The organism is Larkinella rosea (assembly GCF_003858635.1).
GTDB lineage: Bacteria > Bacteroidota > Bacteroidia > Cytophagales > Spirosomataceae > Larkinella > Larkinella rosea.
The window spans coordinates 569,761-583,938 of record NZ_RQJO01000010.1 but is presented as its reverse complement, the minus strand read 5'-3'; the positions used below and the strand labels follow the sequence as shown (position 1 = coordinate 583,938).

The following is a 14,178-nucleotide window of genomic DNA, read 5'->3' as shown; positions in this document are numbered from 1 at the left end:
GGATGGGCTAAAAACCGGAAACTTCGTACACCTTCAGGATTTGACTGGCGCTGTCGGCATCCAGAAATAAGGCAGCATCGGGGTGTTCGCGAAGGATGGAAGCCGGATATTGACTGGTTATTTCCGGGGTCGTCAGCGTTAAAAAAACCGCCTGCGCCTTCCGGGGGCCTGGAACCATGCAAAACGCATAGTCTGCCTGAAAAAGAGCAGGAACAGTGAGGGTAATGGCTTGCCGGGGGACGGCTTCCAGTTCAGGAAAACAGCCATCATTCACCTGCTGCCTGCGACAGGGTAAATCCAGTTCAACCACTTTGACAAGCCTTTTATCGTGAAAATCGGCCACGTGCGGGTCATTAAAGGCAATATGGGTATTCTCACCAATGCCAAGACAGACAATGTCGGTTGGAAATTCTTTTAACAGGGCCGCATACCGCTCGCATTCCTGATTCAGATCCCTGGCGTTCCCGTTGATCAGGAACATTTGCCCCAACGGAATTTTGTCGAACAAATGCTCCTTCAGATACCGACTGAATAGCTGCGGAGCATCCGGCGACAGTCCAACATACTCATCCATGTGAAAAGCCCGGATACGCGACCAATCGATGGACGGGTCCTGGGCCAGTGCAAGCAGCGTTTCGTCCTGAGAAGGAGCTGCGCCAAAAACCATATTGATGGACTCTTTGTCCCGAAGAAGCCGATGGATCGCTGCCGCAATTTCCGTCGCTGCGGCTTTGCCGAGTTTCTGGCGGTTTTGAAAAATGGAGACGCTTAAGAGGTCTTGTTGAAACTGTTTCATCAGTATTTAAAATGGAAAGGATTAGCGTTCTGTTCGGATAGGTACGGGTTTCCAGCTCTGGATGCGATAGCCTTTGAAGGCATAAAAGATCAGGTAAGCATAACAGGGAAGCAAAATCACGTAGGCAAACCGGTGATCATAGGCATCCGCCAGATAGCCATAAATCAGTGGCATGATAGCTTGTCCGCAAAGTCCCATGATCAGGATGGAAGCGCCCAGTTTAGTAAATTTCCCCAGATTGTCGAGCGCCAGGGGCCAGATACCGGCCCAGATCAACGAATTCGCCAACCCTAACAAAACAACCAGCCACAGTGACACATCCGATTGATACCCCAGCAGGCTTATGTCCGCTTTTGCAAACAAAATGCCCAACGAAAGCGCGGTGCCCAGCACCGTGCAGGCTCGGAAAATGGAAAGCTGACTGAAAAACCGGGGGATCAGAACAATTCCCGTACAATAGCCGATCATGGTAGCCAGCAGCGTAAACGACGGAAAGGGCCGGGCTTTTGTTAGCGGAATTCCCATCGAACCCGCATAACCGATCACGGTGTCGATGGCAATCACGTGGGTGCCGACGTGGGTGAAAATGGCTACGGCACCCAGAATCAGGTAAGGAAACTGCCAGATGCTTTTTTTTTCCGGACCAGCCTGCTGCGTTTGAAGTGGTCCCTCATCCGTATCGATCTCCGGCAGCGGAGAGAATTTCACCAGCGCACCCAAAGCAATTAAAACAATTCCCAGGCACGAATACGGCAACATGACCCGCCGAACCAGCGCGTCCAGAAAGATTTTTCGTTCGCTTGTCGCCAGGTCGGCCAGATGGGCAATGGTCTCGCTGTCTTCCGGCCGCAATAGAAAGAATGAAAAAATAAAAGGGGCAAGGATACCGGCCCCTTTGTTGCAAATCCCCATGATACTGATTCGCTGCGCGGCCCGCTCTTTCGGGCCCAGCAGGGTAATGTAGGGATTGGCGGCAGATTGCAGGATGGCCAGACCGGTTCCGATGGTAAACAATCCACAAAGAAAAATTTCGTACGTCCGGGTGTAGGCAGCGGGCAGAAAGACAAACGCGCCGGTTGCCATCGCCAGAAAACCCAGCAGCATTCCGTTTTTGAACCCGACTTTTTTCAATAGGAACGAAGCCGGTACCGACATCACAAAATAAGAGATGTAGAAGGCAAAGGCCACCAGATACGATTGGAAGTTAGTTAACTCACAGGCAATTTTGAAATAAGGGATTAAAATGGCGTTGATCCAGGTGACAAAGCCGAATACAAAAAACAAGGTGCCGATCACAACGATAGACCGGTTAATTTGCGGTTTTGTAAGCGCTGCTAAAGGAATACTTTCCATGAAAAGGCCGTGGTTATTCAACCTTCCCGCCCGGAGGCAGGAAGGTGTAATATTGTTTAAAGGGATATGGTGTGTTTAGATCGTCAGTTCCCAGCCGGGTTCATAGGTGCGCGCCCAGAGCTTTTTGCCTTTCGCACTGTTGAGGATGTGGCCGTTTGTCGGATCGGTGAGCAGGACGTCGCCGGTTCGCCAGGCGATGTTTCCCAACTGGCAGAGCAGCGTACTGATGTGCCCGTTGGGAATGTCGGCGTTCAGGGTGGCACCGGTTTTGATGGCGTCGAAGAAATTCTGGAAGTGCAGCGAATCCAGATTTTGGGAAGGGTTGGTTCGGTCGAGCAAATTCATGTTGTCTCCTTCTTTGACGTTCTTGACCACGGCGCCCTTCAGGTCATAAATAATATACCCATTTCCGTTGATGGTCAGGGAGCCGTTTTCGCCGTAAAAGGTCACGCCCACGCCGATGTCGTCCACCCCGTGGCCGTTACAGCTTCTGGCTTCCCAAAGAATACTGCTTTTGTTGGCAAACTCCCAGGTAATGATCTGGGTATCCGGCGTTTCCCAATCATCGGAAAAGTGATAGCGGCCACCGGCGGATGTCACCCGCACCGGATACTCAACCCCCATTCCCCAGCGCAGCATGTCGAGCATATGCACCCCATTGCCAACGGCCTCGCCGGTGCCCCAATGCCAGAACCAGTGCCAGTTGTAGTGCACCAGATTATCCCGGTAGGGCCGTCGGGGGACGGGTCCCTGCCAGAGGTCGTAGTTGAGCCAGGACGGAACTGCCGTTTCTTTTCCTTTCCCGATGTCCAGCCGCGTATTGGCGTACCAGCCCTTTCCGAAATAAACCCGGCCGATCGCGCCCGCGTGCAACTCCTGAATGGCTTTGACGATGTTGGGCCACGAACGTCGCTGATTGCCCATTTGGATGACGCCTTTGTATTTTTTGGAAGCCTTGACCAGAATTTCCCCTTCATTCGGATCATAACTGCACGGTTTTTCCACGTACACGTGTTTCCCGGCCTTCAACGCCATAATGGACGCGTGGGCATGCCAGAAATCCGGCGCGGCAATGACCAGGGCATCCAGTTGTTTATCTTCCAGGGCCTTTCTGAAATCCGGCGTATCCACCGGTTTGCTGTTTTGCACCTTCGTCACTTCGTCAATCGATCGAGCCGATGCCCGGCTGTCTACGTCTGAAATATGAACGACCCGGCTGTTGGGTTGGGAGGCAAAATTCTTGGCCAGGGCCCGGCCCCGGTTATTCACTCCCATGATACCGACATTGACTCGTTCATTGGCGCCAATAATACTGGCATAACTCCGGGGACTGAAACCGGGTAAGACTCCCCCCAATGAAAGGGCGGCTGTACCTTTTATCGTGGTGGCAAGGAACGTTCTCCGGTCGCTTTTTTCTTTAATCATGTTGGTTAACGGGTTTTTCTTTGGATGTTCAATAAGTCGTTACCGGCGCTGGCGGAAGTGTTGCGCAATAAGCCCCCACCCAACCCCTGAAATTTAAGGCTGTCGGCATTGTTCGACCTTATTTGGTGACGGAATTAGAAGTTATGAAAGGCTACTCATCGGTGATCGCGGTGAGGGCGGGTTTGTTTCGCTCAAAACCGGCATAACCAAAGTTCTGGTTGATCACACCCCGGCTATTTCCGCTGATTGCGCTGGCGGGAATCGGCCAAAGTACGTGATATGCACTCATGGTGTATGGATTGCCATAACGGGTTTTGGCGCCTTTGTTGTAGAACTCGGTTTTTTCCATGATCCGGTCGAACCAGAAATTGGTTTCCGAAAAATTGGCCAGCGAATACGACTTGCCATTGTAGGCAGCTTTACCGGTTTTGGCAAGGATGTAGGCGATGCGGGTCAGCTCCACCTTCCGATGCTCCTCGTAATAGAGTTCACGCGCCCGCTCGTCCAGAATGGTCCCGATCGTAATGGCCGAAGGTAACAACGGTTGGGCATTCGCCCGGGTCCTGACCTGGTTCACATCTTGGGCGGCCAGGGCCAAATCCCCCTTCCAGAAATAAGCTTCGGCGCGCAGGAGGTAGGTTTCCGCCAGCCGGAATACGTACCAATCCGTCCGTCCTCCAAAGGCCGGAGTACGGTCCAGGTCCGGAATGTAAAGCTTATACTGCGGCCACTCGAACCAGTTTCGGATCGTATCACTACACAGCAACACGCCTGAGTTGCTATACAGCTGAATGGGCTTTCCGTAATACGGGTCCCCAATCGTTTTCAGGTTGGGATGATTGTAAACGAGGTCCTGCATGCGCATCCAGTTGCCCGGCGCGTGCCGGAAATCTTCTTTTTCAGCGGCTCCCCAAACCGCGCGGGTGGTATACCAGGTAGCCCGGGCCTTGCCAACACCTCGGCCGTAGAAGGTAACCTGATCGAGATTGATACCGGCCTGGTCCACCGTCCCGCGGTTTCCGTTGGGTGTCAGAATGTTATTCCACCACAGCGGGACGGCATTGTACATGAGATCGCTGCCATTGCTGCCCGTAAAATTACCGGCTACATTTCGCCGGTCGATGACGAGCATCAGAGCTTCCCGGTTTTCGGGCAACGCCTTGTTTTCGGGCCGGTGCAAGTCCCAGGTTATATTTTTTGCCGCGTTGCCTTTGTCGACGCCAAACCGGCTGGTCATCAATGCGTAACGGCCGCCGTCGATCACGTTGCCAGCGGATTTTATGGCATCATCAAAAAGGCCCAGCGCGAGATTGACTTTGGTCAACAGGTGACTGACCGCCCCTTTGGTGACCGACCCTTTATCCACATCATCGCTGACCCATTCCTGAGCAAACTCTAAGTCCTGCTTCATTCGTGTCAGAATCACCTCCCGTTTGGTCGAATAGTAATCCAGCTTGGTACCCGTCCGCTCTTTCAACTCCAGCGGCACATCGCCAAACTCATGGCACAGCCCATAATACCGGTAGGCCCGGTGAAAATAGGCGGCTCCCAGGATGGCATTCCGTTCTTTTTCCGAAGCGTATTTTGGCTGGTCAATTCGGCTGATCACCGTATTCGCGTACCGGATGCCTTCGTAATATTTCTGCCAGAACCAACCGATTCGGGTGGTGGCCGAATTGTTCAGGTCGGCGTCCGGCGTAATCTGCAGGTTCAGGTTCTGCGAGGGCTTGGCCGCATCCGTCGTTCCCTCGATGGCCACTTCCGAAAACACGAGTTGGGTGGTAATCGGGGAGCCGGTGCCGAGCCATTCATCCCGGAGCATGTTTTCGCAGGAGACCAGACCCGCCTGCAGGGCTTCCGGGTCCGAAAAAGTGGTTTCGGGAGAAAAGAAAGAGAGGGGTTTAGGCTTCAGGAATTCAGTATTACACCCCGCCATCAAAAGAAGCACGATGGCCCCAGCCAAATTGTAAATGCGTCGTTTCATAACTTTAGGTCTATATAAAACCGGTTTTCAAATCCTTTCCAATACCTGGCTTCCGCCAGTTGTGCGGCATGAACGTTTTCCAGCATCATCACAGCGAGACGTTGATGCCCAGTGTTGCCGTTCTCGGCGTCGGGGCGCTGTTTTCGGGATCCCAGAAGCTCCACTCCCGACTGTAAACTGCCACGTTCCGTACGCTGAAATAAGCCTTCGCATTTTTCAGCCCCAGTCTGCCGAACAAAGTGGCAGGCAAATTGTAGGCGACGGATATATTTTCGAGTCGGACAAAAGACCGGTCACGGTATACACTATACGATGCGCTTCCGTCGCTGGAAGACAGCCGGGCGTAATCGTTGATCGGGTTCTCGGCTGTCCAGTAAGGCTGCATATAGGCATTCACCCGGTCCATATACCCGTTCTGGTTTTTGGCGGTATTGAACGAACCCTTATGCCCCCAGTACGAGTACATCATGAAAGAGAGGTCGAACCGCCTGAACAGCCGGAACTCATTGCGCAGCGTCCACCGAAACCGGGGCTCGGTGTAACCCAGGAACTGCCGGTCGGCATCGGTATATTTCCCGTCGTTGTTCACATCCTGCAATTTGAAATCACCCGGTTTTACCCCATATTTCTGGGCCATCTCGGCTTCGTTTTTCTGGTACACGCCCAGAATTTTAATGTCCCAGATCACGTCCAGCGGCTGGCCGATAAACCACTTGTTGGTGATGTCGTTGGGCTCGCGGGTGCCAATTACCTTTCCCTGACTATCCAGAATGTTTTGCCGGTCGCCGTACAGGCTGATGATTTTATTCCGATTCATCGAAACGTTCAGGGTCGATTTCCAGGTCACGAGCGGGGTGTTGATGTTGACGGAGGTCAGGTTAAGCTCGATGCCCCGGTTTCGTATTTCACCCAGGTTGGCCCAAACCGTCTTAAAACCGGTGACGTCCGGTAGGGAGCGCTGGACCAACAAATTCGTGCTGGTCATTGTGTAAGTCTCAATACTTCCGCTGATGCGGTTCCGCAGCATCGAAAAATCTACGCCGATATTCAGGGACGATTTTTTCTCCCACTGAAGGTTTTCGTTGCTCATCCGGTTGACGTACAGCATGGAAACCTGTTTGAGGGTGCCGGTGGGTGAAACATGCAGGTACTTTCCGGCCACCAGATCGGAAATGGCTACGTAGCGACCAATGTCCCGGTTTCCGTTAAAACCGTACGAAAAGCGAAGTTTTAGATAATTGAGCCAGGAGGAGTTAAAAAACTTTTCATCACTGATCACCCAGCCCAAGGCAGCGGCCGGGAAAGTGGCCCGCGGATTTTTCTGGCCGAAGGCCGAGTAGCCGTCGCGTCGCAGGGAAAGTGTCAGCATATACCGGCTTTTGAACGAGTAGAACAGGCGGCCCATGAGGGCGTCGGCGGTGCCGTATTCATCGTTGCTGGTTACGATGGGATTGCGCCCGGTGCCGATGTTGTGGAAGCCCAGTTGGTCGCTGGGGTCAAAACCGCTGTTCTCAATCCGGTTTTGCCAGCTCTGGTATTTTTCCATGTTGGCCAGGAACGTAATGTCGAGGTCGTGCGACTTGCCAAACGTTCTTTTCCATTTAAACAGGTTGTCAATCTGCCAGCTATAGATATCAAGCTGCTCCCGTTGTGCATAGCCCCCCGCCTGAGCCCACTGCGGACTGTCGGCGGACTGGTGATTGAAATACCGGTATAATTCCAGTCTCGGCGAAAAGTTAGCCTGATAGGTAATTCCAAAAGGCAGCGTTACCACGGAATAGATCGTACTGATCAGCGTATTATTGATACTCAGGCGGTTGGTATAGGCTTTCGCCAACGCAGGATTCAGCGCAATCTGATCGTCCTGGGGGCTGAGCCGTTGGTTGCCCTTGTCATCAAATTCGGAGCCCCAGGGCGAAGCGTTCACCATGTTACTCCAGGTCATGGGCACGTATCCGTCATCCCGACTGCTGAATTGGGTGTTGATCCCGATTTTAAGAAACTTCGCAATACGGGCGTCGAGATTGAGCCTGGACCGAAACGTCCGGTACCGGTCGCCCACGACAATCCCCTGATTATCCATGTACCCCATCGAAATGTAGTAGGAAATATCGTCGTTCTTTCCGGAAACACTCACGTTATAATCCTGCTGAACCCCTTGCTGAAAAACCTTCCGATACCAGTCGATGGTTCGGCCCGCTTTGTAGTTATCAATTTCTACCTGACTCAGGTTCAGGCGGTTTAGCCAGGTCGTTGTCGGGTCTCCTGTGGCTCCGTCCAGAGCGAGCCAGTCCTTTAGCGGCATGGAGCTCGGCAGGGCGTTCGGGTTCGTGTATTTCAGCGGATTTTGATTGGCGTTCATACTCCGCTGCACGTCGGCGCGGAAATACAGAAAATCATTGGCGTTATAAAGAGGCTGATCATGAGCCAGCGTCGTAATACCGGTGTTGGTATTCAGCGTGATCATGGCCTTTCCGCTCTGGCCACTTTTGGTGGTAATCAGGATCACGCCATTGGCCGCTTTAGCGCCGTACACGGCCGCCGAACTGGCGTCTTTCAGCACGTCGATGGTCTGAATGTCATTGGGATTGATATCCAGCAACTGACCATAATAAATGATCCCATCCAGAACGATTAACGGATCTCCGTTGGCATTCAGGGAGTTACTTCCCCGCACCTGAAGCGAACTCGCCGGTTTGGCCGACGTGGAGTAGCCCACATTGAGCCCGGCAATGTTTCCCCGTAAGATATCCTGCACCGAGGCCGGGTTTTCGTTTTCCAGCCGAGTTGCGCTGATCTGGGCTACGGCGCCGGTCAGGTCCCTTTTCTTCTGGGTTCCATAACCCACTACCACGATTTCTTCCAGCGTTTTGTCGCTCTCCAGCAAAACAACCTCCAGGCGGGTCTGGTTTTTCAACTCAACCTCTTTCGTCTGGAAACCCACGAACGAGAAAACGAGCACCTGATCCTGATTCCCGACCTTCAGGGAAAAACCGCCGTTTTCATCCGTCGTGGTTCCGACGGTGGTGCCTTTCACCACGATATTTACACCGATGAGGCTTTGTCCCTTGTTATCCGTCACTTTGCCGCCAATGGTGATTTCGGATGCTTTGGCGAGCATCGTGGGAAGCACTCCCTGGTTGTTGGCAGCTGTCAGGGATTTGGCGGCCGTGGATGACTGGTTCTGCAAGACCAGAATCTTCTTATCCTCGACAATGTAATTAAACCGGGTTGGGCTAAAAATCTCGTCCAGAACGTATTTAAGGGATTTGTTACTGGCTTTAAAAGTTACCAGCAACCCACTTCTGGCAACATCTCCTCCGTACATAAAACGCAGCCCCGATTTGGTGGCCAGTTCCTCCAGAACAACTTTCAGCGGTGTATCCTGAAATTTTACGGTGATCTCTTTTTCCAGCACTTCCTGCGCGCTCGCCGGGTGCCCATACAAGGCCGTGGCCGTCAAAATAAAGAACAGCACAACAGACCACCTGGCGCCTGTGGCGATACGGTTTACTTTGAATAGTAGATTTAAATACATAGTTTTACACGGGTTAGTTGTTTCATACCAACTCGGCGGCTTCTCGGGCCATTGTCAGTTGTAGGTTTAAAAACAGTTAACTTGTGCCCCTTTCTTGTTTGGCGATGAGGAGGGGCTTTTTTTGGCCCAGCTACTTCCGGCAGCCGCTGCCTGTTATGGTTACCGATGTTTCATTTTGCTTCCGGAGGGTTAAGTTGTTGACTTGACAGACGTTTTCTAAGAATTTCAGTGGGTTGTCTCCGGCCTTCAGTTCACCGTAGAACGAGCATTTGGAAAGATCCGCTTCTGTAATAATCTGTTGTGGGGAGATTTTTTGAATATCCCTCACAATGTCAGCCAGACTGGTTCCTTCGTAACGGATGTTGCCTTCTCTTCGGCGTAGTAATTCCTTTGCCGAAGGATAAACACGCATGGCAACGTCCTGTGAATCAGGTCGTAAATAAGCCTGCTGAAACGGCAAGAGCTTCAGTTCCGCCGACGGCTCAGTTGCTGCCGAAACCGAAACCTTGCCGGTCAGCACCGTGACGGTTGCCGACTTTTCATTATCGTACGCATCGATTCGGAAAGATGTGCCCAGAACCCGGGTGATTAATTTCCCGGAGTTGATCGTAAATGGGCGGTTTACGTCCCGGGTTACCTCGAAAAATGCCTCGCCATCCAGTTTAACCGGGCGCTGATTGCCGGAAAACTTCTGCGGATATTCCAGGCTGCTTTGGGGCCCAAGCCAGATCTGAGTGCCATCGGGCAAGGCAATCTTCCTGCGCTCATACCGGGTCGTTACCTTTTGCCATTCACCGGTATTCCAATCGGGAATAAACTTCTCCATCAACAGCCAGGTAACCCCGATGACCAGTAACACACTTGCCGCATAGCGCAGAAAAACCGGGAAATTCCGGCGGCCAAGGACAGGTTCAGCCCGCACCTCCGTTCGTATCTGCTGATCAATTCGGTTATAAATGGCCTCCAGACGAGGTTTGAGATTCTGGTTTGCCTGCTCACCCGGCTCACTTTCAAATTCCATTTCCGTTTGAATCAGCAAACGCAACTCCGCTTCATCCGTTGTACTGAAATGACGGAACAATCGGGTCAATTCCGGCGGAGTCAGCATTCCGGCGAGAAAACCCGGGAAAAGGTCATGGATGTCTTTTGGACTCTTCAAAATGCTTTTTTCTTCCCTATATGCGCCGGATTGGAAAACACACTAGTCCCGTGAAAAAAAAATATTTTTTTCGTTCCCGGTTTTTATTGCTGTCCCGGAACAAAAGCCATTCCTGAACGAATTCCGGTTATTTTACAGAAAGAGGGAAAGCAGGCAAAAAATGGAATCCTTGTGCTGCCGGAGATACTGGCGCACGCTGGCGCTGGCTTTCACAAGGTGGTTGCTGACGGTAGAAGGCGAAATGCCGAGCGTACTGGCGGCCTCTTCATAGCTCAAGCCTTCCAGTTTGCAAAGATTAAAAACCTGCTTTTGTTGCGGAGATAGTTGCTGGATCGCTTTTTGAAGCAAATCCTGCTTTTCCCGCGAAAAAAGTTCTTCTTCAAATGCGATGCGGTTTTCCTTGCCATACCACTCGATCATCTCGTTCTGAAGCCGACTATCCAGGGCGAGTTTCCGGAAGAATTGAAACACCAGATTTTCGGCCACTTTGTAAAGCCACGGTTTTACCGGCAGGCCCGGGTCGATCGTTTCCCGTTTTTCCCACAGCTTTACAAACGTTTCCTGCAACAAATCTTCGGCAATGTGATCCACGCGGGTTAGTCTCAGAAGTCTCCGGAGCAACCCGTCAGCGTACCTTTCGTAGATCGCACGGAAAGCCAGATGGTCGCCCTCACGAAGACGGGCCACCAGTAGTTTTTCCTCGTTTTGATCAACTGAGACGTTCATAAATTCCGGATCAGGGAGATGGAATTGCAAAAAACCTTTGCCGTGTTGGTAAAACTACAAAATATAATTTTTGAAATTTTAACCACCCAAATATATTATTTTGCTTTGCATCGGAATGAGTATTTTGATTCCTTATTCTGCTAAAGGTTATTTTACCGGGCATTTCCCCAAGTTTGCTTAAAGCCGTCCGGACTTGACACAACACGAGTTGCGCTAGTCATTCATCGGGAAAATAAAGCCTGATTGGTCTGAAATCCGGCTGCCAAAGCGAAGAATGACCCTGACGATTGTTGCCTGCCACTGAAAACTCTCCCGTAAATGAATGTTAGCGGGTCCTTTCAGCTACTTATTCAGTTATTGCTACCTGCTGTTGATTGGGCATAGTCCCGAGATTTTGGGCCGCCATACCTTTGTTGCGTTCAATAATCATAAACAACAAAATCAACTTCAATGAACAAGTTAGTGAAATCGTGCACCATGGCTTTGGTTAGTTTAAGTGTAGCAACAGGCTTAACTTCCTGCGAAAAAAACCAGTTAGTGGAACCCCTGAAACCGGCGTCCAAACCGGTTGGCAGCGAAAGCGAATCAGTCATAACCAGCGGCCAGGCCCTGCTGCGCAAGCAGTATCAGGTAAAGAAAATCGACGGGTCGGACTCGAACGGGAATTCTCACCAGATCATCTTTCAATATCCCCGGGAAGGTGGTAAGCTGGTGACCGTGTTGAGAGGTTCCAGCCAGCGGTTCGACTATGCGTATGGTAACCAGGTTATTACGGCAACCATTTCTGAAAAGAACAACATCGGTAATTTTCAGAAAAAAACGATCTGGACGTATAAATTGGATGGCAGCGGTCGGTGTTATGAGGCCAAATACCTCAATTTCGATCAAAACGGTCAGCCTAGCAGTTATGAACCGGTGCTGACGTACCACTACAACGGAACTGGTAAATTGATTACCATCAAAGAAAATGGGGCCGATAAGGTGGTCCTGACCTATAATGCAGATGGTGACCTGATTAAAACCGTTGTGGATCAGGATTTTGAGACGACCTTCGCTTACGACAAAGTCGGCCTGTACGCGGGCAATTTGAAATCGACGGGTCCTGACGGCCAGGTTTGGCCTGGTTTAGTGGCCGATAAGCTGTCTTTCAACCCCTGGAATCTGTCTTTCATTGATGAGTTTCTGCCTATCTTTGGCAAGTTACGGACTCACCTTCCCCGGCGCTACCAGACCCGCTTCATCCCGACGAACAAGATCGGTTTTGATTGGTCATACGGGTATATCCTGAACGAAGACAATCAGGTTGTGGAATCCAATCGGGTTACGAACCAGGGCCTCACGATGAAGGATATATATACCTACAATGTAACTCAATCCAACCAGAATCAGCAGTAAGTTCCCAAATCGAACACGTTTTCCCATCCGTAACCTCGAAATACCGATGGTTAGGGATGGGAAACGTGCTTTTTAGTTGCCCGGCGGAATACAGCCTGCGCAACGTCGGCGGCCTGGCCATTGGCCTGACGGCTTCGATTGACCTTAGCCCTAAAAACGGAACGATGCAAAGGCTATTTCTGCGTAATGCCCAGACGTTTTTAGGAGGGAAATCAGATGTGTCTTCACTGTACAGTGAAGACACATCCTTTGTTCTGCTTACTTTTTATCAATAGCCTGGATTTTGTATCAACGCACTATTCTTGTCTATTTCTCCTTGTGGATAAGGAAGTACATTGTTCTTTTCCCCGAAAACCAGCGAAACGCCGGCCGGATTTTTAACGGCCGCAAATTTTGCGGCTGCAATCCCCCAACGTTTCAAATCAAAATAGCGATGTCCTTCCATGGCCAGTTCAATTCGCCGTTCGTGACGAATAAACTCCCGCAACGTTTCTTTCGTCCCATACAGCGTTTGGTCGACCTTGGGCAAGGCGACACCCGTTCGGGTACGAATCTTGTCCAGCGCGTCATAAATCGTCGGATCCGGGCCTGAAGCCTCATTTTTGGCTTCAGCATAGGCCAATAGAACTTCGGCATAGCGCATGTGCACAATGTTCATATCGGTAACCGGAATTTTGGACCGGTCGAAGGGCAGCTTGGAAAGGTCCATGTATTTTCGTTGGGCAAACCCTGTCAGGATTGGATCCGTCGTTACAAACGTCGAACCATCCGGATTTATATAGGGATCACCCGGAACCTGAATGGTCATTTTCAACCGTGGATCCCGTTTCGCATACGGATTTGCGGGGTCATAGCCCGAAGTCGGGTCGGTAATCGCCTTGCCCGTAATGGTTTCATAATCATCCACCAGGTTTTTATAGGGTTGATTCCCCCCATACCAGCCGATTTCCACCAGCATGCCTTCGTTGCCCTGCGGATTGTTGGGTGCCAGGTATTTGGTGGAGAAAATAATTTCCGGATTTCCCTGCTGGGTTGGCTGTAAAAAGAGATTCGAATAACCGCCCTGGAAGATTGAAAACGTATTGGTGGCGATGATGGCACTGGTTAACGTGACCGCATCGGCCCAGTTCTGCTGATAAAGCCGTACCCGTGCTTTCAACATCTGAGCACTGGCCCGGACGGCATGCCCGGCGTAGGCCGTTGCGGGCAGTTTCGATATTGCGAAATCCAGGTCTTCCACAATAAAAGCGATCACGTCAGCTTTGGGACTTTTCGCTATTTTGGCCTCTTCGGCCGTTTTGGGAGCGGTTTTATAAAGAATGACATCGCCAAAATACTGCACCAGCTCGAAATAGAATAGGGCTCTCAAAAACCGGGCTTCGGCAATGTATACATCCTTGGTTGCCTGCGGTACGGCAGCAACACTCCCGACATTCTCCAGAAAATAATTGGCCGAGGCTATACCGGCATACGGCTCATTATACAACGAAGTAGGGACATTGGATGGGTTAATAATACCAATACTGGGGTTTTGAAAGCCGATTTGGTTGTGCCGGTCGTAGGAATTGTCCGAATACCCATCCAATATGGCCCGGCGATGTCCAAAAACGACACTCTGTAGCCTGCGGTAGACACCCACCAGCGCCATGTCCACATCGGCCTGGGTTTTCCAGAAAGTAGCGCCGGAAATGGCGTTCAGTGGATTTTTGTCCAGGTAACTGTCATTGCAGGAACTGGTGCCAAGCACCAAGGTTGCCAGCAGGGCAGAAAAGATAAATTTATGTCGGAAGTTCATTTTTTAC

Annotated in this window: 10 protein-coding genes; 2 read left to right on the top strand and 8 right to left on the bottom strand. The window is 51.2% G+C overall.

The genetic code is table 11. The features are described 5' to 3' along the window. Nucleotides 1–7: 7 nt before the first annotated feature. From EHT25_RS23240 to EHT25_RS23210, 7 genes are all read right to left on the bottom strand, one after another. Nucleotides 8–796, bottom strand: coding sequence for a glucosamine-6-phosphate deaminase (locus tag EHT25_RS23240; protein WP_124877550.1), 789 nt, complete (start codon nucleotides 794–796; stop codon nucleotides 8–10). Between the two features lie 21 nt (nucleotides 797–817). Further along, a complete protein-coding gene (locus tag EHT25_RS23235) occupies nucleotides 818–2,149 on the bottom strand; it encodes a sugar MFS transporter (protein WP_124877549.1) in 1,332 nt (443 codons plus the stop codon). A gap of 75 nt (nucleotides 2,150–2,224) precedes the next feature. Beyond that, on the bottom strand, nucleotides 2,225–3,574 hold the full coding sequence (locus EHT25_RS23230; protein ID WP_124877548.1) for a Gfo/Idh/MocA family protein: 1,350 nt from the start codon (nucleotides 3,572–3,574) through the stop codon (nucleotides 2,225–2,227). Nucleotides 3,575–3,725: 151 nt separating this feature from the next. Further along, nucleotides 3,726–5,558 carry a RagB/SusD family nutrient uptake outer membrane protein gene (locus EHT25_RS23225; protein WP_124877547.1) on the bottom strand — a complete coding sequence of 611 codons (1,833 nt, stop codon included), beginning with the start codon at nucleotides 5,556–5,558 and terminating at the stop codon, nucleotides 3,726–3,728. Between the two features lie 88 nt (nucleotides 5,559–5,646). Beyond that, nucleotides 5,647–9,096 (bottom strand): SusC/RagA family TonB-linked outer membrane protein, encoded by a 3,450-nt coding sequence (locus tag EHT25_RS23220; RefSeq protein ID WP_229311765.1) that lies wholly within the window; start codon nucleotides 9,094–9,096, stop codon nucleotides 5,647–5,649. 130 nt (nucleotides 9,097–9,226) lie between these two features. Beyond that, nucleotides 9,227–10,255, bottom strand: coding sequence for a FecR family protein (locus EHT25_RS23215; RefSeq protein WP_124877546.1), 1,029 nt, complete (start codon nucleotides 10,253–10,255; stop codon nucleotides 9,227–9,229). Between the two features lie 132 nt (nucleotides 10,256–10,387). Next, on the bottom strand, nucleotides 10,388–10,981 hold the full coding sequence (locus EHT25_RS23210) for an RNA polymerase sigma factor (RefSeq protein ID WP_124877545.1): 594 nt from the start codon (nucleotides 10,979–10,981) through the stop codon (nucleotides 10,388–10,390). A 450-nt stretch (nucleotides 10,982–11,431) separates the two neighbouring features. Between EHT25_RS23210 and EHT25_RS23205 the strand changes: the two genes are divergently transcribed. Together EHT25_RS23205 and EHT25_RS23200 are read left to right on the top strand one after the other, a co-directional pair. After that, nucleotides 11,432–12,376 (top strand): hypothetical protein, encoded by a 945-nt coding sequence (locus tag EHT25_RS23205; RefSeq protein ID WP_124877544.1) that lies wholly within the window; start codon nucleotides 11,432–11,434, stop codon nucleotides 12,374–12,376. A 56-nt stretch (nucleotides 12,377–12,432) separates the two neighbouring features. Next, nucleotides 12,433–12,651 carry a hypothetical protein gene (locus EHT25_RS23200; RefSeq protein ID WP_124877543.1) on the top strand — a complete coding sequence of 73 codons (219 nt, stop codon included), beginning with the start codon at nucleotides 12,433–12,435 and terminating at the stop codon, nucleotides 12,649–12,651. Here EHT25_RS23200 and EHT25_RS23195 read toward each other — a convergent pair. Next, the gene (locus EHT25_RS23195; RefSeq protein WP_124877542.1) at nucleotides 12,645–14,171 is read right to left on the bottom strand and encodes a RagB/SusD family nutrient uptake outer membrane protein; all 1,527 of its coding nucleotides are present in this window, start codon (nucleotides 14,169–14,171) and stop codon (nucleotides 12,645–12,647) included. The genes EHT25_RS23200 and EHT25_RS23195 overlap by 7 nt on opposite strands. Nucleotides 14,172–14,178: the final 7 nt, after the last annotated feature.